We start from the raw sequence: 22,445 nt of genomic DNA on the forward strand, positions 1-22,445 counted from the left end.
TCCGGCAAGATTAAGTAGCTTATTTTACGCCAATGCTGGGCTTAAAGGTCTGCGTAAAAATGCCAATGGGGTTTGGCCTTAGTTGATCAGCGTATATGCCCACAGGCGCCGAAGTCGGTACAATGTGCGCCTTCGAAGGGGTAAGCAATGCAGCAAACAGACGTAGTAATCATTGGCGCGGGCGCCGCAGGTTTAATGTGCGCCGCGACTGCGGGGCAACGGGGCAAGCAAGTGGTGCTCGTCGATCACAGCACCAAGCTCGCTGAAAAAATCCGCATCTCCGGTGGTGGGCGCTGCAACTTTACCAATCTGAATATTCACCCCGATTGCTACCTGTCGAACAACCCGCATTTTGTGAAGTCGGCGCTCAAGCAATACACGCAGCACGATTTCATTGCGCTGGTGTATAAGCATGGCCTGAGTTTTCATGAGAAAACTTTGGGGCAATTGTTTTGCGACCAAAATTCGGACGGCATTATTCAAATGCTAAAAGCCGAAGTGGAGCAGGGCGATGTGCTCTGGCGTATGGGCACCAGCGTGGGGGCCATTAGCCAAGCCGACGGTGGCGGTTTTATCGTTGAGACCAGCCAAGAAACTTGGCATTGCGCATCGCTGGTGATTGCGAGCGGTGGCTTGTCGATTCCGCAAATCGGTGCGACTGCGTTTGGCTACGAAGTGGCCAAGCAATTTGGCCTAAAAATCGTGCCGCAAACGGCGGCATTGGTGCCGTTAACTTTTCAAGCCGAAGATTTGTGGCCCGAATTGGCTGGTGTGGCGATCGAAGATGCGATTGTTTCGTGCCAAAACCAGCAATTTCGCGAAGCGGTATTATTCACACACAAGGGCGTTTCTGGCCCTGCAATTCTGCAAATTTCCAGCTATTGGCAGCCGGGTGAAGTCATTTCGATCGACTTAATTCCGGATCTAGATTTGCAAGAATTTTTGGCCAGCGCCAATCGTGACGCGCTGTTAACGACCGTGTTAAGCGATATTTTACCCAAGCGTTTTCTGCAGGTATGGCTTGAAAGAAAAGGTGAAATAAAGCCTTTGAAGCAATACTCACCTAAAGTATTGCAAGCCTTAGAGGCGGAATTGCACGCATGGCAAGTCAAACCGTCGGGCACCTTGGGGTATAAAAAAGCCGAGGTGACCAAGGGTGGCGTTGATACGGATGAGCTGCTATCCAAGACCATGATGGCGCGCAATGTTCCAGGCCTTTATTTCATTGGTGAAGTGGTCGATGTGACCGGTTGGCTGGGCGGATACAATTTTCAATGGGCCTGGTCGTCGGGATATGTTGCAGGAATGAATATTTAGGACTAGAGTAATACTACAGCAACAAAACAGGAGGCCAGTTTGGAATTCAAAGTTTGTTGTTTGAGCATAAAACACAGGAGGCCAATTTGAAGAATTGTTTTCTGGATGTTTTTGTAACAGGCCGCTAAGGCTAAACATGATCAATCAGTTGATCGATAAAAATGGTTTTCGGTATAAGGCAGTCACGGAACTCGCCTCAATCGATTTAATACCGAGCCAAAAACGAGAAGCAGTTAAGTTCTCGATGCTCTTTAGATGACGTTCTTTCGTAGTGGCAAGTGTCGTAGATCGGTAGTCAGCATCTTTGCTGATAAGGCAATTCTGTTTAGATCTATGTTGCACAGGCAACTTTAACAGTTGAAAGCTTTAAAGGTAGTTTGATCTGCGAGCGTAGTATTGGTAAGTAGGAAAGAGCGAATAATCAGTATTATCGATTATTCTTTTCATCGAAGGAAAATAAAAAGCGAGGCCGATTTTGACCTCGCTTTTTTTCATGCCTTGCGTATTGGTTTAATTTAAACCTAACACATCCTGCATATTGAAGTGGCCTGCTGTTTTGCCCGCCAAAAAGCGCGCAGCGCGCAAACTGCCTTGTGCATAAATGGTGCGATTGCTTGCTTTATGAGTGATCTCGACACGCTCGCCCGCGCCAGCAAATACCACGGTATGATCACCAATCACATCGCCGCCGCGCAGTGTAGCAAAGCCAATCGTGCCGTCTTGGCGCTCGCCGGTAATGCCTTCACGTGACCATACTGCGATGTCTTTCAGCGCTTTATCCCAAGCTTTGGTTACTGCTTCACCCATGGCAATCGCAGTGCCTGATGGCGCATCAACTTTGTGCTTGTGGTGCATTTCAACGATTTCAACATCGTAACCTTGATTGAGCACACCTGCGGCAACTTCTAGCAGTTTGAACACCAAGTTGACGCCCACGCTCATATTGTAAGCCGACACAATCGCGATTTTTTCGCTGGCAGTGGCCACCGCAGCGCGGCCAGCTTCGTCAAAGCCGGTCGTACCAATAATCATATTCACGCCATATTCTTGGCAGGCTTTTAGGTGTTCAAGCGTGCCTTCAGGGCGGGTGAAGTCAATAATGACATCGGCGCCATTCAGTGCAGCTAAATCGCTACTAATTAGCACGCCGCTATTTGTACCCAAAAAAGCAGTGGCATCGGTACCGATGCTGTCGCTGCCTGCGCGATCAAGCGCGGCGAAAAGTTCAGCATCAGGCGCATTTACGACCGCTTCGATCAACATGCGACCCATACGGCCGCTCGCGCCTGCAATGGCGATTTTCATCGTCATTTAGAATCCTTTATCTATCAGTGGTTTGACTTCGATTTCTTTGCTGCCCACATTACTTGGATCAGCCTTCATTCGCATTAAATCGTCGTCTTTAAGTGGCGCGCTGGCATTATTTTTGATGGCTTTACGGGCAGGAGGTTCGGGGAGTACATCGCCCTGCCACTTGGTGACCAGATTATTTTCAAAGAATACCGTCAGGCGTTTTTGCTCTTTCAGTGAGCCAGAACGTTGATCGCGGTAAATATATTCCCAGTTGTTTTGATGAAATGGGTCAACCAATAGTGGCGTGCCCAGAACAAAACGAACCTGAGACGGTGTCATCCCGACCTTCAAATTGGCAAGCTGATCTTCCGTCACTTCATTACCTTGAGGAATGTCGAGCTTATACGGCGTGATGAAATTGACTACGCTGCAGCCAGTTAAAAACAGGCTGCTACTGATGATAACAGTTAAGATTCTAGCCTTCATGCGTTTACGCTTCACGGTGAGGGTCGGTGCGCGGCACCGAAAAACGCTATATGATAACCGTATTGAGCCAACACCGCACATATCGACAGTGGGAAAATTAATATGAGCAAAGCAGCTGAATTAAAAGGCATGGGTTTAAAGGCTACCGGACCGCGCCTGAAGATCCTTAATTTATTTGAAACCAGCGCCGAGCGTCACCTAACCGCCGAGGATGTATATCGCCTATTGCTAGCCGAAGAAATTGATGTGGGCTTAGCAACGGTATATCGTGTGCTCACGCAATTTGAACAAGCCGGTATTTTGGTTCGCCATCATTTTGAAACGGGCAAATCGGTATTCGAGCTCAATCACGGTGATCATCATGATCACTTGGTGTGTGTGAAATGTGGCAAGGTCGAAGAGTTTTTTGACCCCGAAATTGAAGCACGCCAAGACGCGATTGCGGAAAAACACGGCTTTCAAATTCAAGAGCATGAAATGTACCTTTATGGCATTTGTGGCGAATGCCAAGACAAAGGCAAAAAATAAGCAGGTTTTTGTCGCGTTATGATTCCTTGGCTAGACCATCGCCACCAATTTCCGCCGCTAGCAACTGCGTTAAATGAACCCAATGGTTTGCTCGCCGCGGGCGGTGATCTAGCGCCAGGACGCGTTCTGGCCGCCTACCGTCGCGGCATTTTTCCGTGGTTTATGCCTGGCGAGCCGATTCTATGGTGGAGCCCTAGCCCGCGGATGGTGCTTTACCCAAATGAATTACATATTCATCGCTCTCTAGCCAAAGTGCTGCGCAATAAACCCTATCGGGTTACTTTTGATACCGCGTTTCGCGACGTGATGCAGGGCTGTGCTGAGCCACGCGGCGCTGAAACCGGAACTTGGATCTCTCCCGAGATGCTCGAAGCCTACGTGGCCTTGCACGAGGCCGGTTACGCGCACAGTTTTGAATGCTGGATGGGCGACGAACTCGTCGGCGGACTTTACGGCATGGCGATCGGCAAAATGTTCTATGGTGAATCAATGTTTGCGCGCCGTGCAGATGCATCGAAAATTGCCTTTGTGCATGCGGTACAGTGGTTGAGTGCGCAGGGTTTTGGCTTGATTGATTGCCAAATGTACACCGACCACTTAGCTCGATTTGGCGCGCGGGAAATTAGCCGCGACGATTTTATCGAGCAACTTGAAATGTTAACGGCGCAATATGATGTGCTTGGCCCATGGCCATATCGCTATGAATCACTAGGCGCCAACTAAGCTGCGCCAAAATGAGGCCGATATGAACGACACTTTTCGTAAGCATACGGTGCAACTTCAGTTTTACGCGACCGCGCCGTATCCATGTAGTTATCTCGAAGATCGCGCCGCGCGCTCTCAGGTGGCTGTGCCTTCGGATTTAATCAATACCAGCGTCTATAGCCAGTTGGTCGAGCAAGGTTTTCGCCGTAGTGGCCAGTTTGTGTATCGCCCGTGGTGCGATCACTGCCAAGCCTGCGTCCCGGTGCGCCTTCCTGCCAATCAATTTCAGCCAAATCGTACACAGCGTCGTGTCGTGCAACGCAATCAAAATCTGAAAGTGCGGTTGATGGATTTGGTGTTTCGCGAGGAGCATTTTTTGTTGTATCAACGCTACCAGCAATCGCGGCACGCGGGTGGCGGGATGGATCAAGATAATCGCGAACAGTACGAAAGTTTTCTGTTGCGCAGTAATGTCGCTAGCTTTTTGGCCGAATTTATCGAAGATGGCCAAGTACGGATGGTCAGCCTAATTGATCAACTCGACGATGGTATTTCATCGGTCTACACCTTTTTTGATCCTGATATGGCGGCGCGCAGTTTGGGCGTTTACAACGTCGTATGGCAGGTTGGTCTGGCCAAGCAATTAGGCCTGCCCTATGTGTATTTGGGCTATTGGATTCAAGAATGCCGCAAGATGTCATACAAAACGCAGTATCAGCCGATCGAAGGGCGGATTAATGGCGAGTGGATTGTGCTGGATTGATGGGTATGTTCATACGGGCTATATTTATAAAGCGCTATATTAATATACCCATAGTGATTAATTGCTGATTTTTCTCGACCACGCGGCGAGTGCTACAAGCTGCGCTTTGATGTTTTCTTTCAGCTTATCGTCGACGACATTGCCATCGGCATCAAAACTGCCCGTGAATGCGTTGGCAAACACTTCGGGCTTATTCAGCGGGTGCAAGTCGACAAAGACGCAGACTTGGCGCAAATGATACTGCGCACGCGATGTGCCCATGCCACCACCAGAGCCCATGAGCGCGACTGCTTTGCCGCCAAAAATCGCATTGTTGGGGGCGCGTGAACCCCAATCAATCGCGTTTTTCAGTGCAGGAGAAATCGAATAATTGTATTCCGGGCCACCAAAAATAAACGCATCGGCTGCGGCCATTTGGGCTAGTAATTGCTGCACGCTTGCAGGTGGATCGGTGATGTCAGCGTTATAAAACGGGATTTGTGATAAATCCGCGATGTCGATTTGCATACCTTCAGGCGCATTGGCTTGCGCGCAACGCAGCATGCCCTTGTTGGTTGATTTTTCACGCAAACTACCGCAAATGGCAAGTACCTTCATGATGAGCTCCTAAATAAGTGTGCTGCAACAATAAATGTTGTGTCAGCGCACGGATAGTTCAATTATTCGTCAAATGGGTTCAGTTTTCTTGAAGAAGACGTCTTTAATCTGTGCAATTACCCAATCGGGCGCATCGAGGCTTAAATCATGCCCAGCTTCAGGGTGAGTGCGCAGCGGTACTTGCCAAGCACGCGCAATAGCAACACTACACTCGGGGCTAACCAAGCGATCTTGCTGGCCATTGAGTAGCAATAGCGGCACGGGCGGCGCAGCATTTTTCGCTTGATAACGAGTGGCAGCCAAGAGTTGCCGCGCGGCATTACATGCCGTGATGGGGTACTGCTGTGCATAGTGTTGCCATTGTGCCAGCGTGTTAGTTGGCGGGTTTTGGCTCGTAAGCTGGAGAATGATTTGTTCCCGCGCAATGGCTGGCATGAAAAGCAATTTCACAATATTCGGCCAGTTTTGATAGCGAAGGCGTTGGGAGTAGGGGTTGTAGTTGCGCAGGCTGGTATTGATTAAAGTGCAACTGGCGATATTGTGCGGGTAGCTGTATGCCCATTCGATCGCCGCCATGGCACCAAGAGAAATCGCAACCACATGGTATTGCCCTGTATGTCCCATATTATCTAGGCTTTGCTGGATATACTCTGCCATGATTTCAATTCGGCTGAAGCTGGGTTGCTGGTGCAAACGCCCATTACCCGGCCATTCAATACTCACAATCTCGTCACAAGGACACTGCGCTTGTAGTAATGTCGCAAAATCACCCCAATGCCGTTTTTCGCGCATGAGGCCGCGTAATAACACCCATGTGCTCATGATGAATACCAGGTCTGTAGTGCTTTTTGCTGCACAGTGTGGCGCTCAGTGCTTGTGACTTGCCAGTGTTCAAAATCATGCACGGCGTGGATTAAAAATTCAAATAAGATCAGATGCTTGCGTAGCACACGTTGTTCGCGGTGTTCAACGATCGGGTTAAATAAACCATCAATCGAGAATAGTTGACGAGGATTTTTCTTAATCCAGAGCCACGACCCCATTTCCAGCGTCAAAGGTAAAAACACGCGATCTGACTGCGCTAAATGCTGCTGGTAGAGATAATCCCAAATATCACCATGAGTCATATATTGTTGTGATTGCGGTTCGATCAGATAGGGGTGATAGGGATAGCTGCGCTGAAATAACTCGGTTAAAGCGAACACCTCCGCCAGATGCGCGATTGGTTCTTGGGTGTAAGCATAAGGAAACCATAGGCGATCACGTAGTCCAAAGCCAGAATGGCAATCGAGCGCCAGGCTAAATGGGCTATTGAGCAATTGATCTTGTACCAATTGGCATAGTGCTTGGTTTTCTTGCGCCATCGCAGTATTTGCCGCGCCACGATACCAAGGCAAAACTCGGCTAATGCGATGTCCCCCCATCAAAAATGGCACCCGATGGGCTGCCTCGATCGGCGCATTGCGCATCAGATCAATGCCATCGTGATTGCAGCGCGTGCCACGCGCCATCCCTACTGGATTAATCAGCGGCATAAACACCAGGCGGATTTTTTCTAGCTGCCGCTGCAAGCTGCTATCCCACTGCAAGCGCACGAATAGGCTAGCCAGTAAGGACAGCACAATTTGGCAGCCAATTCGTTCCAGGCCATGAACCCCGCCAAAGAAGCCGAGTACGGGGGCGCTCGGCGCAGCATTGCCGATTGTTAAGCTATACAGCGGATAGCGTTGCTCTTTGTATGCAATCTCGCCGTGCATGCCCACCCGAACACAGGCAGGTGCTTGCATGATCAGGTGTTCCAGTTGGGTTAATTGAGCAAAATGGGGCATTTCATCTATGAGCGCAAAGCAATGCCACCACTATAGGCAAGCAATCTCGGCCTTATGTTACAGCTTGAGCTATTAAGGAAATTACTGCTTGTGCGTCGCACGACGAATCGGGCTAAATCAACATCAATCTCACTTTGCCAGGTGTCAGCATGACGGTTCATGTCTCGCTATTGAAAAATCATAATGGCTCTCAAATTGCCTGCCTTGCCTTAAGCGCGCCAGAGCGGATTAATGCGCAGAATTTGGCGATGGTTCGGCAAATGAGCGCAGCGCTGGCGCAATGGCGGGATGACGAATCCATCATGGCCATTGTGTTGATCGGCGCTGGGGAACGGGGCTTTTGCGCCGGTGGAGATTTAAAAACGTTGTATCAGGCGATGAGCGAGCCAGCGCACATCGAGCAAGGCGATGCATTTTTTCGCGAAGAATACCGCCTATGCCAATCGATTCGTGAATATCCAAAACCAGTGTTGGCGTGGGGGTATGGCATTGTCATGGGCGGAGGCTGGGGGCTGTTTGCCGCGGCCAGCCATCGTGTCGTGACCGAATCGAGCCGCTTGGCGATGCCGGAAACCGGCATAGGTTTATTTCCTGACGTTGCTGCGAGTTGGTGGTTGCCCAAATTAAACGGCGCCGGGCGCTTTTTGGGGCTGACCGGTGCGGCCATCAATGCACGCGATGCGCTGGAGTTGGGCGCAGCCGATTTCTTGCTGCCCGATGCAACGCGGCACGAGACCTTAATCGCGCTGGAGGCTTTGCCATGGACAAGCTCGGCTCAACAAAACGCCTTCTTGCTTAGCGAGTTTTTAAGCGCCCGCTCGCAGCAATTACAGCATCTAGAGCCGCAGCTCATGCGTTATGAGGCACATTATCAAGCGCTCAATCAGTTCGAACTACCGCAGGCCTTGGATTATCTGGCGCAGTGGGTTGATGAATCTGCGACCGATTCAGCATATTTGCTGCACGTATCACAGCGGATACGCAAAGCATCGCCCACATCTTTGTATTTAAGCTGGGCTTTGCAAGCAAAGTGTGCCGCCTTGACGATGGCGAAAACGGTCGACATTGAAATTGCAATGGCGGCGTGCGCATTGCGCTATGGCGATTTTGCCGCCGGCATTTACAGCACACTCATCGATCGCCAATCGAGCCCACGCTGGCAGTTTGCCGATTGGCATTTACTCGATGGCGCACATATTCAGTCGCATTTTTGGCCTTTACGGCATGAATAAGTAAAAAAACTTACCCATTTTGCAATCGAGCTTGAAACTTTTTAGCTTTCCCCGCATCTTAGTCATAGGTTAAGCGGTTTGACGCGAGCCAATGATAAAGACTAGGAGAGCCTGATCATGCAATACAATACTGCTACATACGGGAGCACGGCGCTTTCTGCTGAACGCAACCGCGTGATGCGTAATACTTATTTCTTGTTGGCGCTAAGCATGTTGCCAACAGCCGCCGGTGCGATGCTCGGTATTTCAATGAAGTTCGGTATGAGCTCCTGGATGGGGCTGATCGTTTTCTTGGGCGTGAGCTTTGGTGCTTTTTACGCCATTGAGAAAACCAAAGAATCCGCTTTGGGCGTGGGTATTTTGCTCGCCTACACCGGCTTTATGGGCCTGTGGCTCAGCCAAATCTTGCAAGTGGCGCTCAAATTTAGCAACGGCGCGCAATTGATTGGTATTGCCGCGATGGGTACTGCCGCGATCTTCTTCACCTTGGCGAGTATCGCGACCGTTACTAAGAAAGACTTCTCCTTCATGGGCAAGTTTTTGATGATTGGTATGGTCTTGGTGATGTTGGCGGCAATTGCAAATATCTTCTTCGCGATTCCTGCGCTGTCGCTGACGATTTCTGCGGTTGTGGTATTACTGATGTCAGGTTTTATCCTGTACGACGTTAGCCGCATCGTGAACGGTGGTGAAACCAACTATATTTCAGCCACTTTGAGCTTGTACTTGAACATCTACAACTTGTTCACAAGCTTGTTGCATTTGCTGATGGCCTTCACTGGCGGCGATCGCGATTAATCTAGCGATACGTAATAAAAAACCGCACTTTATGGTGCGGTTTTTTTATGGGTATTGCCATCTGGGTTAAATGAAGTATGGCTTAGCTAGATATACCTATTGCTGTATTTGTGCCAAAGAACTAGCTTAAACCCGATAACGTGAAATCGCTTGATCAAGCTGTTGCCCCAAATCATTTAAGCGTGAGCTCTCGGCTGCGGTGCTCGCGGCTGCGGCGCTACTTTCTTCTGACATTTGTGCCACGCGCTCAACTTGTTGCGCCATCACCGAGCTGGCGCTGCTTTGTTCGCGCATCGCGGTGGAAATTTCGCTTACCTGATCAACGACGGTATCGGCGCTATGGCGAATATCGCCAATCGCTTTACTCGCTTGTTGCGCGCGCGAAACGCCTTCGTCCACTTGCCGTACCGTCATTTGCATCGTTTGTACCGTGGTATTGGCTTCGTTTTGGATCGACGCCACGGTGCTGATAATTTCTTGGGTAGAGCTTGAAGTGCGCTCAGCCAGTTTGCGCACTTCGTCGGCCACTACGGCAAAACCGCGCCCCAGATCGCCCGCGCGAGCGGCCTCAATCGCGGCGTTGAGCGCCAATAGATTGGTTTGGTCGGCAATGTCTTTAATCACATTGACCACTGCATTAATGGTGGCGGTTCGCTCTTTTAACGACTCGATTTGCAGTGCCGAAGCGCGCACTTGCTCGGCAATTTGATTAATGCTGCTAATCGTATCTTCGATCACCGTGCCGCCTGTGGCTGCCAAACGGCCCGCGTCGCGCGCAGTGTGATCGCTTTCTTGCGCTCGATCGGCTACGTGGCCAATGCTAACGGTGACCTCTTCAATGCCGGCGGCCATCGCGGACGCTGATTCACTGACTGCGGTAGAGGTTTGTGACATTTCATGGCTGGTGGCCATAAGGGTATTGACCGATGTACTGACGTCGCGGCCAACTTGGTGCACGCGCTTGAGGCTGGCTTGTAATGAATCGAGTAAAGCATTGAGCGCAACAATCGATTTGCCTATTTCATCATTATTTTTCACAGGCATGCGCTCGGTGAAATCAAAATGGCTGCCGAGTTTTTGCATAAACTGCTGCATTGCGCCCAGTGGGATGGTGATGCTGCGCGTTACAAAGTAGGCGGTAATACATCCAACAAGCAGAGCGAGCACGGTAATCATAATCATCAAGCTTTTGGTCGTTGATATATCGGTTTTGGTTTGCTGCACTTTTTCCTGATTGCTTTGGTGTTCGTAGTCTGCAAAATCCCGCAAAGCCTGATTTAAATTGGTGACCTTTACGGCTAAATCGCCGTTGATTACGCTGCGCGCCTCTGCAAAATTACCTGCGGCGGTGAGTTTTAATAATTTATTTTCTACTAGCGCAAAAGTGGCTTCCTGCTCACTTTTGATCAAGCCCACTGCTTTCTTTTCCTGCTCATCGGCGGGGTAATCAGGGCTGGCAAACAGTTTGCTCAGCTCTGCTTCGGCTGCTAAATAATCTTTTTTGGCTGCTTGGTATTTTTCGGTGGTTTTCGCTTGCTGATCGGGATCGGGCTCTAGAATCAGTTGTCGATACTGAACGCGAATTTCTTGCAGTCGGTCAATCATGATCGAAGCATTGCGCATTTGCTCGGTATTGGCGGTAACAATTTCATCCATATCTTCCGATATTGTATTAATCCCGCGAATCGCCAGAAAATCACTCACGGATAGCAAGAGCATCAAGAGGATAAAGCCGGTAACTAGGCGTTGCGCTACGGTGAAGTTCATGATGACACCTGAGTGTGTTAAATAACTTCTTACAGCCTAGACGCAGACTTCACCAAAAAAAGTAAAAAATAGTAAGCAATGGATGAAGGGTTAGCTGGGCAGGATCAGTGGGGGGGGGCGGGAACAGAATTTGAAATTCAATAACTAGGCAGTATTGCTCTGAAGTAATTCATAGGATTGGTCTGCGGCGTGATACAGGCAAGGGTATCAGCCCCTGAGTGGATCAGGGGCTGATGTTCACTTTAGGCCTTGCTCAATTGCATTGCGCCATCTGCTGCATCGATTTTGATCGTGTCTTTTGGCCCAAATTCGCCTGCCAAAATACGTTTGGCCAACACGTTTTCCAGCTCGCTTTGGATCGCGCGTTTTAATGGCCGTGCGCCGTAAACCGGGTCGAAACCCGCTTCGGCAATCAGATCGAGCGCGGCATCGGTGATGTCGACGCCGATTTCCAATTGCGCCAAACGACCAATCAGTTTTTCTAGCTGGATCTTGGCGATATTGCGAATATGCTGCTGCGCCAAGGCGTGGAAAACGACCACTTCGTCGATGCGGTTGACGAATTCGGGGCGGAAATGCGTTTTCACTTCGGCCATCACCGCCAGCTTGATTACTTGATAATCCGAATCGGCCAAGCGCTGGATGTGATCGCTGCCCAAGTTCGACGTCATCACGACGACGGTGTTGCGAAAATCAACCGTACGGCCTTGGCCGTCTGTGAGGCGGCCATCGTCGAGTACTTGCAGCAGGATATTAAATACATCCGGGTGCGCCTTCTCAACTTCATCAAGCAAGATCACGCTATACGGTTTGCGGCGCACTAGCTCGGTTAAGTAGCCGCCTTCTTCATAGCCCACGTACCCCGGAGGCGCGCCGATCAGCCTTGCAACCGAGTGTTTCTCCATAAACTCGCTCATATCGACGCGAATCAGTTGCTCTTCCGAATCGAACAAATAGCTGGCCAAAGTTTTGCACAACTCGGTTTTACCAACACCCGTTGGCCCCAAAAAGAGGAAGGAGCCATAAGGGCGATTCGGGTCGCCCAAACCGGCGCGCGAGCGGCGAATTGCATCCGACACCAATCGCACTGCTTCGTCTTGGCCGACGACGCGCTCGTGCAAGACATCTTCCATATGCAGCAGTTTTTCGCGTTCGCCTTGCAGCATTTTGCTGACCGGAATGCCGGTGGCGCGGCTAACGACTTCGGCGATTTCCTCTGCGCCCACTTGCGTGCGTAGCAGTTTATTGGCTTTTTCCGCTCCGCCTTCCGTCGCTTCGGCGGCTTTCAGTTTGGCCTCCAAAGCGGGTAGGGCACCGTATTGCAACTCGGAGACTTTCTGCCATTCGCCGGCGCGCTTGAGCGCTTCCATTTGGTTTTTCAGCTTGTCGATTTCCTCACGAATCGCTTGGCTGCCGAGCACGCTGGCTTTTTCGGCTTTCCAAATCTCTTCAAGGTCTGAATATTCTTTATCGAGTTTGGCGATTTCGTCTTCGATTAAGCCGAGGCGTTTTTTACTCGCTTCGTCTTTCTCGCGTTTCACCGCTTCGCGCTCGATTTTGAGCTGAATAATCCGGCGATCGAGTTTATCCATCACCTCGGGCTTGCTGTCGATTTCCATCTTGATCTTGGCGGCCGCTTCGTCGATCAAATCGATCGCTTTATCAGGCAGGAAGCGGTCGGTGATGTAGCGGTGCGATAACTCGGCGGCAGCAACAATCGCCGGGTCGGTGATATCAACACCGTGATGGATTTCGTATTTTTCCTGCAAGCCGCGCAAGATCGCGATGGTGTCTTCAACGCTTGGCTCGCCAACTAATACTTTCTGGAAACGGCGCTCGAGCGCAGCGTCTTTTTCGATGTATTTGCGGTATTCATCCAGCGTCGTCGCGCCGATGCAATGCAGCTCGCCGCGCGCCAAAGCGGGTTTGAGCATATTGCCGGCATCCATCGCGCCTTCGGCTTTACCCGCGCCAACGAGGGTGTGCAACTCGTCGATAAAGACAATATTATTGCCTTCGTCTTTCGCCAATTCATTCAGCACGGCTTTGAGGCGCTCTTCAAATTCACCCCGGTATTTGGCGCCAGCCAGCAGCGCAGCTAGGTCCAGCGACAATACCTTCTTGTGTTTGAGTGATTCTGGCACTTCACCATTGATAATGCGCTGCGCCAAACCTTCAACAATCGCCGTTTTACCAACGCCGGGCTCACCAATCAGCACCGGATTGTTTTTGCTGCGACGTTGCAGTACTTGAATCGCGCGGCGAATTTCATCGTCGCGACCGATCACCGGGTCGAGCTTACCGGCGCGCGCGCGCTCGGTGAGATCAAGGCAGTATTTAGTCAGTGCTTCGCGTTGCTGTTCAGCATCTGCACTGTTGACATTGTCGCCACCGCGCACTGCGTCCACCGCAGCGGCAATCGCTTCTTTTTTGCCGCCATTTTCTTTTAGTAGCCGACTAGTTTCGCCTTTGTCGTCGGCCAAAGCGAGCAAAAACAGATCACTAGAAATAAATTGATCGCCGCGCTGCATGGCGGCTTTATCGACTTGATTCAGCACACGGCCCAAATCTTTGCCGATGGTGATATCGCCATCGCCGCCTTGGATTTTCGGCAAGCGCTGCACCGCTGCATTGAGCGCGATTTTGAGTGGTTGCACGTTCACGCCGGCGCGCGCGAGTAGCGCCGCTGCGCCCGAATCGTTGTCGTTCAGTAGCGCCAGCAGCAAATGCTGTGGCTCGATATAGGCATTGTCGCCTGCGACGGCCAAACTTTGCGCGTCGGCCAAGGCTTGCTGAAATTTGGTGGTGAGTTTATCGATACGCATCTTAGGCTCCTACAAATGGGTTGATTAATTCCTAAATGGACGCCGCCGAAGGAAATTCAAGGATGCAAATGAGCACAGTTAGAAAAGTGCTTTAGGCCATTTGTGCAGTGCACTAAGATCGTTTTAGATGTAAAAACAGCCCGTGAAACGGGCTGTTAGGATTAGCGGTAACTTTGGAGAGTTATTTTTGTGCTTCGGGTGCAGGTGCTGGCTCAGCAACATAAATTTCAATCCGGCGATTCTGTGCTTTGCCCTCGCTGGTGCTGTTGTCGGCGATTGGCTCACGTGACCCACGGCCTTCAATGGTAATGCGGCTGCTGGCAACATTTTTGCCAATTAAATACGTTTGCACCGCTGCCGCACGATTTACTGATAGTGGGTCGTTGATGGCATCGCTACCACTGCTGTCGGTGTGACCAATAATACGAACTTTGGACACTGGGTTTTGATTGAGCGTGGTCGCTAGGGTATCTAGCACTGGGCGCATCGTTGGCTTGATCGTCGCTTTGCTAGTATCAAATGAGAAGTCACTTGGAACTTGAATTTTCAACTCATTATCCGGCGTTTGGATGACATCAATATCTGTGTCTTTGGTCGCGTCTTCAATCGCTTTGCGTTGTTTTTCCATATGGGCTGACCACGCATAACCACCAATACCGCCAATGGCAGCACCGATCGCCGCATCGCGGCCTGTGTGATCGCCACCAGTGCCTTTACTGATTAAGGCACCCGCTGCCGCGCCGCCGGCGGCACCCAGTGCTGCGCCAGACATATTAGAGCAACCACCAACGCTTAAAGAAATAGCAATAATTGCAGGGATAACTAACTTTTTCATGAGTTTCTCTCCTATCAAATGATGTCTACATTAAAACATGCAAATTATGACTATGTCTGTAAAAAAATACCATTGGTATTGTAAATATACGCACAGAATGGCGTAGTTTATCGCGGGATTGTCTTTGTATGTATTTGATATTTATGTGTTATTTGTTTTGAAATAAATTTTTCATAATTTGTCAGTTTTAGGGTGTTCTCACCAGACTAGCGTCTAAAACGATATACTGGGTTCGGATAATTCGTTTGAAAACTGCTGCTGTTCATGGTTTTGCCATCAAAATGTCACCATTTTTTCCTTAACTTGTCGCTGTAACGTCATTGAATTTCAGTAAAAAGAGTGAAGACAACGCTGGAGTTCATAGCATGCGGATTACGGTAATTGGTTCGGGTTATGTGGGTTTAGTGACAGGGGCCTGTTTGGCAGAGTTTGGCAATCAAGTGCTGTGTCTTGATCTTGATGTTGAGATCACTACCCAGTTACAACAAGGGCACATACCGATTTACGAGCCCGGTTTGGATGAACTGATTCGGCGCAATCTCCAAGCAGGGCGTTTACAATTTACCTGTGATATTGGCGCATCGGTGGCGCACGGCACGATTCAATTTATTGCGGTAGGTACGCCAAGTGATGAAGATGGTTCGGCCGATTTGCAATACGTTTTGGCCGCAGCGAGCAATATTGGCCGTTACTTGAATGAGTATAAAGTCATCGTCAATAAATCAACGGTGCCAGTCGGAACGGCTGATTTAGTGCGGCAAACCGTGCAACAGCAGCTTGATCTGCGCGGCCAGCGTAGTAGCTTTAGCGTGGTGTCTAATCCAGAATTTTTAAAAGAAGGCGCTGCGGTCGATGATTTTATGCGGCCAGATCGGATCGTCATTGGCGCTGAGGATGAAACCGCAAAAGATTTAATGCAGGCTATTTATGCGCCGCTGGTACGAAATCACGATCGTATCCTCAATATGGACTTGCGCTCAGCCGAGCTGACCAAATACGCCGCTAATGCCATGTTGGCCACCCGTATTTCGTTTATGAATGAGTTGGCCAATTTAGCCGAGGTGCTGGGGGCCGATATTGAGCTTGTGCGCAAAGGAATTGGCTCCGATCCGCGTATTGGCTACCATTTTTTATATCCAGGGGTAGGTTATGGTGGCTCTTGCTTTCCCAAGGATGTGCAGGCATTGCAGCGAACCGCGCTTGAATTAGGTGAGCCGCTGAAAATTCTGCAGGCGGTGCACGAAGTGAATGGCTTACAAAAGCAAATCTTGCTCGATAAAATCATCGCTCATTTTGGTCCTGATCTACGTGGTTTTCACTTCGCGGTATGGGGCTTGGCCTTTAAACCGGATACCGATGATTTGCGCGAAGCACCTAGTTTGGTCTTGATAACAGGCTTGCTGGCACGCGGGGCGACGGTGACTGCGTATGATCCGGTGGCTAACGCCAAAGCGGCGCAGTATTTTGCAGGTCACCCTGCCTGCCGTTTCGCAGAGCAAGCGCTCGACGCGCTCAATGAGGCCCATGCCTTGCTGATCATCACCGAGTGGAAAGCATTTCGCAGCCCTGATTTTGCTGAAATGAAACAAAGGCTACGCAAACCGATTATCTTTGATGGGCGTAATTTATATGATCCTAAGCGGATGAAGGCCGAAGGATTTGCTTATTACCCGATTGGGCGTGAACAAATCGAATTTCCTATCTCATCGACGCACCACCACTTAGCCACTCAATTGGCTACAGTTGTCTAGCAAAAACGGCCTTTGGTCTTTTTGCCTGACTGCAAGGATGAGTAGTGACATAGGCTAAGAACTCTGATTTTGTGTTCTGACTAATGTCACTGATTTTTCGCTGTTTTTTCTTATTCTGGGTGCTCATTGTTGACGTCAATGGCAATGGCACGCAGTTTGTTGTGCGCTCTGAGCTGGAATCTAGCGACCCTTGGCGCGCAGCGGTTTATTACTGTGAACAAGCTCGGCAAGGTAATACCGAGGCGCAATATCGTTTAGGCGTACTGTATGCTTTTGGCTTGGGGGTGCCAGAAAGTCGTACTATGGCCGCTAGCTTATTTTCGATTGCGGCCGAGCAAGGCCACAGCCAAGCGCAAGATATGCTCGATACGATACGCATTAGTCATCATCAACTGCCCAATTGCGTGATCAATGCCAGTTTGCCCGATCATGCGCCACCTGGTGCGGGCTCGATTACCCGAATCAGCTTTAGCGTTGATCAGAAAAAAACCGCACGAATTATTGCGCAAATTGCGCGTTGGTACGGCGTTGATCCTAATTTTGCGCTCAGCATTGCGATGGTTGAATCGCGCTTACAAACCTATGCGGTGTCGCCTAAAGCCGCGATGGGCGTTATGCAATTAATCCCCGATACAGCCAGTCGATTTAATGTACAAGACGCGTTTAATGTTAGCCAAAACGTCAAAGGTGGCGTGCGCTACTTGCGCCTCTTGCTCGATCGCTATCAGGGGCGTATCGATCTGGTTTCAGCGGCATACAACGCTGGCGAAGGCGCGGTGGATAAATACCGGGGCATCCCGCCGTACCGTGAAACTCAACAATACGTCAGCAAAATACAAAAGCTCTACCCAGCGCCGATCCATCTGCCTGATCTGGAGCGCTATACCCGCGCCGAGCATAAACGCTGGCAATAAGCGTGCGGGCTGTTCTCGCGGCCATTGGGCTTCTCGTGGATACGCACACAAAACTGCTAAACTCGCAGCCTATTTGCTAGAAGGGCGGCGGAGATGATGACGGGAAACTGGGCAATTTTTTGCCGTGTGGTCGATAATTTTGGCGATATTGGCGTGTGCTGGCGTTTGGCGCGGCAATTGGCCAATGAATTTGCGCTGGATGTCACGCTCTGGGTCGATGATCTGGCCAGCTTTGCGCAAATCCGCCCCGAAGTGAACCCGCAGCTTGCGCAGCAAACGCTGGAAAACGTCACGATTAAACACTGGCCCAATGATTTTCCTGCTGACGAAATCGCTGCTGACGTCGTGCTTGAAGCATTTGCCTGCGAGATCCCCGCCGCGTATCTGGTGCAAATGAAGGCGCGAGCCATTTCACCGGTTTGGATTAATTTGGAATACCTGAGCGCCGAGCCTTGGGTTGAGGGCTGTCACGGCTTGCCTTCGCCGGTGCAGGGCTTGAATAAATATTTTTTCTTTCCCGGCTTTAGCCCCAAAACCGGCGGTGTATTTAGCGAACAGCAGCAGCGGCAATTGCAGTTGAGCTGGAATCAAACGCACAGTGAGCAATTTTTGGCTAAGCTTGTCCCGCAGCTAGCCACTCGTCGGATGGATGATTTAGTGATTTCACTATTTGCCTACGAGCCTGCCGCGCTGCATGATTGGTTGCACAGCTTAAGTCTGCAATCACACACCACGCATTTGATTGTGCCTGAGGGCAGGGTATTGCGTGCTATGAATTTATCAGAAAGCAGTTCATGGCAATGCATCGCGGGGGTATGTCAGCAGGGCGCAGTCAAAGTCTATCCGCTGCCAATGTTGTCGCAAGATGATTACGATCGCCTATTGCTGAGTTGCGATCTTAATTTTGTGCGCGGTGAAGATTCATTTTTGCGCGCGCAATGGGCGGCCAAACCTTTTGTTTGGCATATTTATCCGCAGGACGATAACGCACATCAAGACAAGCTCGACGCCTTTCTGGCGCTGTATTTGCGCGGCTTAGCGCCAGAAGCTGCGCAGGCTGGCGAGCAAATGATGCAGGTTTGGAATCACGGTGGCGACATAGTGAGCGCGTGGTCGGCGCTATTGGCGCAGCGTGATGCGCTACAACAGCACGCCGAGCAATGGCGTAAAAACTTGATCGAACTCGGGGATCTGGCAACTAATCTGGTCAGATTCGTCAATTCCAAGGTAAAATAGCGGGATTTTTCTATTTTCAAACATCGATTTTTCTAAAATCGATCAATTTCAGGTAATCGAAATGGCAATCAAAACCGCACACGAAGTACGCGCTGGTAACGTAATCTTGGTTGACGGCCAACCTTTGGTCGTTCAAAAAACTGAGTTCTCTAAATCTGGCCGTAACGCTTCTGTGGTCAAAGTAAAATCTAAGGGTCTGTTGTCAGGCTCTGGCTCTGAAGTCGTATACAAATCAGACGACAAATTGGAAGTAGTGGTTCTGGACCGTTTGGCTTGTACTTACAGCTACTTCGCTGACCCAATGTACGTATTCATGGACGAAGAGTTCAACCAATACGAAGTTGAAGCTGACAACTTGGGCGACACTTTGGGCCTGATCGTTGACGGCATGGAAGACAAATGTGAAGTGACTTTCTACGACGGCAAAGCGATCTCTGTTGAGTTGCCAACTGTTGTCGTGCGTGAAGTTGAATACACTGAGCCAGCAGTTCGTGGCGACACGTCAGGCAAAGTAATGAAACCAGCTAAATTGGTTGGCTCTGAACTGAGTATCCAAGTTGCTGCCTTCATCGACATCGGCGACAAGATCGAGATCGATACTCGCACAATGGAATTCAAAAAACGCGCTAACTAAGCGTTTGTTGCATCCATAAAAAAAGCCACCGCGAGGTGGCTTTTTTTATGACTTTGTACGCAATACAAGGGCATAAGAACGCGTTATGATGTTCAGGGTTTATCAAATAAAAAGGTAAAAGCATGAAATTTCTCGGTGGCTTTAGTTTAGGTACTGTGATCGCGGTTGCTTTATCTTGGTCGGCCAATCATTCGATTCTCTGGGCGATCGTGCACGGCTTTTTAAGCTGGTTTTATGTGATTTACTACGTGTTATTCAAATAAGCCAGACGAAAACTAACCGAGCTAGCAAAGGCATACGACATGACAAGCACTATTTATTTATTGCGCCACGGACAAACCGAATTCAACGCTGAGCGTCGTTTGCAAGGGCATTGCGATTCGCCGTTGACCGCTTTGGGCGAAGAACAAGCGCAAGCGATGGGCGCAGCCCTGCGTGATGAATTGGGCGATGAGCTAAGAAATGGTCATGACTATGCCGTGCTGGTCAGCCCCTTGGGGCGCGCGCAACAAACCGCGCGTTTGGTGTGTCAGCAGCTGGGTATTCCTACTCAGAGAATTCAAACTGATCAACGCTTGATCGAGGTGAGTTTCGGCAATTGGGAAAAGCTCAATGTCCTCGAATTGCACGCCGAGCAACCGCAATTGGCTAAGCTTGATAACTGGTATTTTGAAGCGCCAAACGGCGAAGCCTATACCGACGTCGTGGCGCGTATTGAGCACTTTTTAGCCGACCCGCAGCTCCCCAACAAGATGATTATCGTTGCGCACGGCCTATTGGGGCGGATTTTCCGCGGCGTTTACGCCAATATGAGCGCCGCGACGATGTGGTCACAAGATATGCCGCAAGATGCATTTTTCAAACTGCGGGCTGGAAAGATTAAACGCATCGAGTGCCGCTTACCTGCCTAGTGTATTGCTCTGAAATCTATATATCAAAAGGGTTTTGACTCAATACTTGGGTGGGTATTGCTGCTGAAGTTGATCTGATTTTTTGCGCAGTCGGCCAACTAGGCTGCGCTACGTGCTTAAACCCGCCTCCCTCACCCTTGGGGGCAGGTCTTCAGCGCGAAGGATCACCCTGTTGTATAAATCCCCACTGTTTCTCTCTTTCTGCATGAATCAAAGTAAGCCTGAAGGCTTATTCTCTGAATGATCATTCGTCTGGCAAGGGCTTACTTAGGGATGGAGCTTCCCCATAGCTTAAGGTTCTTCGGCATCAGCGCTTGAGGTATTTCTTCTTCGTGATTGACCTGATTTTGATTGTGTTTTTTTTATGTGCTTGAATTTAAAAGGAATAAAGTTTTTTTATGAACTAGTTTGAACTAATTAAATCATGGTTGGTCTATGTAAAAAGCCTTTCCGATTTTCAATTAATTACACATTTAGCTGACGCAGGTTTTTGGTTTTTCGTAATTACCATTTGTTTGTGGTCTGGTCAATGTGAATATTGACATTGCGCAAACCGTCCTTCTCGCAAAATGCCCTAGTATCTGAGCAAACCCACTGTTGATGTTGCTAAGCCGAACGCTAGCGTAATCGCAGTGGTGGCAGATCGATGCATGACCCTTTGAAGGAAGGATAAACAATGACTAATTCCGATAACCCTGCACCATTTGGCGAGCCAAATAATGCGCCGCACCGAGTTGTGATTCTGATTGCTGGGATTACCTTGCTGGCCAGCTTAGGCTCCGTTTATGCATGGAGCTTCTTTTCCAAAATTCTTCAAGCGACCTATCACTGGAGCAATATGCAAACCAGCTTGGTATTTAGCTTGGCCGTGGCGGGTTTGGGTTTCTCTGCCCTTTACACCGGCCCCTATGTTTCAAAGTTGGGTGGACGCCACCTGATGAAGCGAGCCACCAAGTTTTTTGTGGCGGGCAATTTTATCGCGGCCTTGGGTCTATATCTGGGCGGTGGGGTGCTTGGCCCAGTCGAGACGCCATGGATTAATCATCTGAGCTTTGGCTTATTGGCGCTGGGCTACGGCGCGATTGGGGGTATTGGCTTGGGAACGGGTTATGTCACCGCAGTTTCCACCGTCTCTGGGTGGTTTCCTGATAAAAAAGGCTTGGCTACCGGCTTGATTGTGATGGGCTTTGGTTTGGGCGCGCTGTTTATGAGTAAAGTGTTTGCCCCGCTAGCCATGTCACTGACTGGTGGCGATGTCGCACTGAGCTTTCTGTTCCTAGGCATCTTTTTTGCGATCATTATGACCATCGCTTGCCAATATATTTACAGCCCGCATGCGGCGGTGAAATCGAAAGCCAAACCCACTGTTGGCGAAAGTATGGAATATGGCCAAAGTGTACGTGTTCGTTTGTGGCTGATTTGTTTCCTCTATAGTGTGGCCGGTTTGGGGATTATTAGTCTGCTGTCGCCACTTATGCAGAGCATGATGTCGGCTGCCGATCCTGCCATGGATAAAGTGGCGTTGGCTGCGGCAGGGGCTACCTTGATTGCGATTGCCTCGATCGGCAATAGCTTGGGGCGTTTGCTGTGGGCGGGTTTATCCGATTACATCGGCCGCGTGAATGTGTTTTTAGCCTTGCTCAGCACTGCGGCGTGTGCATATCTGGTCTTGCCGTATGTGTCATCGCCATTTTTGTTTGGCTTGTTAATCTGTTTTGCAATTTCAACCTACGGCGGTGGTTTTGGCACCATTCCTTCGTTAATTAGCGATCTGTATGGCGTGAAACGTATGTCGGCCATGCATGGTTTGGTCCTGACTGGTTGGGCGACGGCGGGTTTGATTTCTCCAACTTTCTTTGGGATTTTGTACGATCGTTTGCCGGCAGCACAGGCTACGCAAATCGCCTATGGGATTTGTGCTGCGGTACTGGTGGTGGCCACGGTGATTGTGGCGTCGTTACGCAGTGCACATCAGCGTGCGGTAACACCGGTAGAAGAGGCTGCGCTCGCTTCGACTTAATCTT

General features: G+C 49.9%; 21 protein-coding genes. 13 read left to right on the top strand and 8 right to left on the bottom strand.

Translation table 11 applies throughout. The annotated features are described in order from the left end of the window. Window positions 1-147: 147 nt before the first annotated feature. Window positions 148-1,317: an NAD(P)/FAD-dependent oxidoreductase gene (locus NT239_14140; protein ID XGA70888.1), complete on the top strand. Its 1,170-nt coding sequence runs from the start codon at window positions 148-150 to the stop codon at window positions 1,315-1,317. A 510-nt stretch (window positions 1,318-1,827) separates the two neighbouring features. Here NT239_14140 and dapB read toward each other — a convergent pair. Continuing rightward, on the bottom strand, window positions 1,828-2,628 hold the full coding sequence (dapB, locus tag NT239_14145) for a 4-hydroxy-tetrahydrodipicolinate reductase (GenBank protein ID XGA70889.1): 801 nt from the start codon (window positions 2,626-2,628) through the stop codon (window positions 1,828-1,830). Then, window positions 2,629-3,096: an outer membrane protein assembly factor BamE gene (gene bamE / locus NT239_14150; GenBank protein XGA70890.1), complete on the bottom strand. Its 468-nt coding sequence runs from the start codon at window positions 3,094-3,096 to the stop codon at window positions 2,629-2,631. 102 nt (window positions 3,097-3,198) lie between these two features. Here bamE and fur point away from each other — a divergent pair, with 102 nt between their 5' ends. From fur to NT239_14165, 3 genes are read left to right on the top strand one after another with little or no spacing between them, the layout of a single operon-like run. Then, window positions 3,199-3,624, top strand: a complete 426-nt coding sequence (gene fur / locus NT239_14155; GenBank protein XGA70891.1) for a ferric iron uptake transcriptional regulator — start codon at window positions 3,199-3,201, stop codon at window positions 3,622-3,624. Between the two features lie 18 nt (window positions 3,625-3,642). Further along, a complete protein-coding gene (gene aat / locus NT239_14160) occupies window positions 3,643-4,347 on the top strand; it encodes a leucyl/phenylalanyl-tRNA--protein transferase (protein ID XGA70892.1) in 705 nt (234 codons plus the stop codon). A 22-nt stretch (window positions 4,348-4,369) separates the two neighbouring features. Then, entirely contained in the window at window positions 4,370-5,092 is a 723-nt protein-coding gene (locus NT239_14165) for an arginyltransferase (protein ID XGA70893.1), read from the top strand. A gap of 57 nt (window positions 5,093-5,149) precedes the next feature. Here NT239_14165 and NT239_14170 read toward each other — a convergent pair whose 3' ends face one another. The 3 genes from NT239_14170 to NT239_14180 all read right to left on the bottom strand — a co-directional run bounded on the left by NT239_14170 (window position 5,150) and on the right by NT239_14180 (window position 7,518). Then, window positions 5,150-5,689, bottom strand: a complete 540-nt coding sequence (locus NT239_14170) for an NAD(P)H-dependent oxidoreductase (protein ID XGA70894.1) — start codon at window positions 5,687-5,689, stop codon at window positions 5,150-5,152. A 69-nt stretch (window positions 5,690-5,758) separates the two neighbouring features. Next, window positions 5,759-6,511, bottom strand: a complete 753-nt coding sequence (locus NT239_14175) for an alpha/beta hydrolase (protein ID XGA70895.1) — start codon at window positions 6,509-6,511, stop codon at window positions 5,759-5,761. Further along, entirely contained in the window at window positions 6,508-7,518 is a 1,011-nt protein-coding gene (locus tag NT239_14180) for a DUF2817 domain-containing protein (GenBank protein XGA70896.1), read from the bottom strand. The genes NT239_14175 and NT239_14180 overlap by 4 nt, the downstream gene beginning before the upstream one ends. 149 nt (window positions 7,519-7,667) lie before the next feature. Between NT239_14180 and NT239_14185 the strand changes: the two genes are divergently transcribed. Together NT239_14185 and NT239_14190 are read left to right on the top strand one after the other, a co-directional pair. Continuing rightward, window positions 7,668-8,750: an enoyl-CoA hydratase/isomerase family protein gene (locus NT239_14185; GenBank protein XGA70897.1), complete on the top strand. Its 1,083-nt coding sequence runs from the start codon at window positions 7,668-7,670 to the stop codon at window positions 8,748-8,750. A gap of 117 nt (window positions 8,751-8,867) precedes the next feature. Then, a complete protein-coding gene (locus NT239_14190; protein XGA70898.1) occupies window positions 8,868-9,548 on the top strand; it encodes a Bax inhibitor-1/YccA family protein in 681 nt (226 codons plus the stop codon). 126 nt (window positions 9,549-9,674) lie between these two features. Here NT239_14190 and NT239_14195 read toward each other — a convergent pair whose 3' ends face one another. The 3 genes from NT239_14195 to NT239_14205 all read right to left on the bottom strand — a co-directional run bounded on the left by NT239_14195 (window position 9,675) and on the right by NT239_14205 (window position 14,975). Continuing rightward, the gene (locus NT239_14195) at window positions 9,675-11,315 is read right to left on the bottom strand and encodes a methyl-accepting chemotaxis protein (protein XGA70899.1); all 1,641 of its coding nucleotides are present in this window, start codon (window positions 11,313-11,315) and stop codon (window positions 9,675-9,677) included. Window positions 11,316-11,557: 242 nt separating this feature from the next. After that, window positions 11,558-14,140, bottom strand: a complete 2,583-nt coding sequence (gene clpB / locus NT239_14200) for an ATP-dependent chaperone ClpB (GenBank protein XGA70900.1) — start codon at window positions 14,138-14,140, stop codon at window positions 11,558-11,560. Window positions 14,141-14,321: 181 nt separating this feature from the next. Further along, window positions 14,322-14,975: an OmpA family protein gene (locus tag NT239_14205; protein XGA70901.1), complete on the bottom strand. Its 654-nt coding sequence runs from the start codon at window positions 14,973-14,975 to the stop codon at window positions 14,322-14,324. A 365-nt stretch (window positions 14,976-15,340) separates the two neighbouring features. Between NT239_14205 and NT239_14210 the strand changes: the two genes are divergently transcribed. From NT239_14210 to NT239_14240, 7 genes are all read left to right on the top strand, one after another. Continuing rightward, window positions 15,341-16,726, top strand: a complete 1,386-nt coding sequence (locus NT239_14210) for a UDP-glucose/GDP-mannose dehydrogenase family protein (GenBank protein ID XGA70902.1) — start codon at window positions 15,341-15,343, stop codon at window positions 16,724-16,726. A gap of 83 nt (window positions 16,727-16,809) precedes the next feature. Beyond that, a complete protein-coding gene (locus tag NT239_14215) occupies window positions 16,810-17,640 on the top strand; it encodes a transglycosylase SLT domain-containing protein (protein XGA70903.1) in 831 nt (276 codons plus the stop codon). A gap of 93 nt (window positions 17,641-17,733) precedes the next feature. Further along, window positions 17,734-18,876, top strand: coding sequence for an elongation factor P maturation arginine rhamnosyltransferase EarP (gene earP, locus NT239_14220; protein ID XGA70904.1), 1,143 nt, complete (start codon window positions 17,734-17,736; stop codon window positions 18,874-18,876). A 67-nt stretch (window positions 18,877-18,943) separates the two neighbouring features. Next, on the top strand, window positions 18,944-19,510 hold the full coding sequence (locus NT239_14225; GenBank protein XGA72819.1) for an elongation factor P: 567 nt from the start codon (window positions 18,944-18,946) through the stop codon (window positions 19,508-19,510). A gap of 122 nt (window positions 19,511-19,632) precedes the next feature. After that, a complete protein-coding gene (locus tag NT239_14230) occupies window positions 19,633-19,773 on the top strand; it encodes a hypothetical protein (protein ID XGA70905.1) in 141 nt (46 codons plus the stop codon). Window positions 19,774-19,812: 39 nt separating this feature from the next. Continuing rightward, window positions 19,813-20,421 carry a phosphoglycerate mutase family protein gene (locus NT239_14235; protein ID XGA70906.1) on the top strand — a complete coding sequence of 203 codons (609 nt, stop codon included), beginning with the start codon at window positions 19,813-19,815 and terminating at the stop codon, window positions 20,419-20,421. Between the two features lie 676 nt (window positions 20,422-21,097). Beyond that, window positions 21,098-22,441 carry an MFS transporter gene (locus NT239_14240; GenBank protein XGA70907.1) on the top strand — a complete coding sequence of 448 codons (1,344 nt, stop codon included), beginning with the start codon at window positions 21,098-21,100 and terminating at the stop codon, window positions 22,439-22,441. Window positions 22,442-22,445: the final 4 nt, after the last annotated feature.

It is taken from the genome of Chitinibacter sp. SCUT-21, assembly GCA_041874755.1.
Classification (GTDB): Bacteria; Pseudomonadota; Gammaproteobacteria; order Burkholderiales; family Chitinibacteraceae; genus Chitinibacter.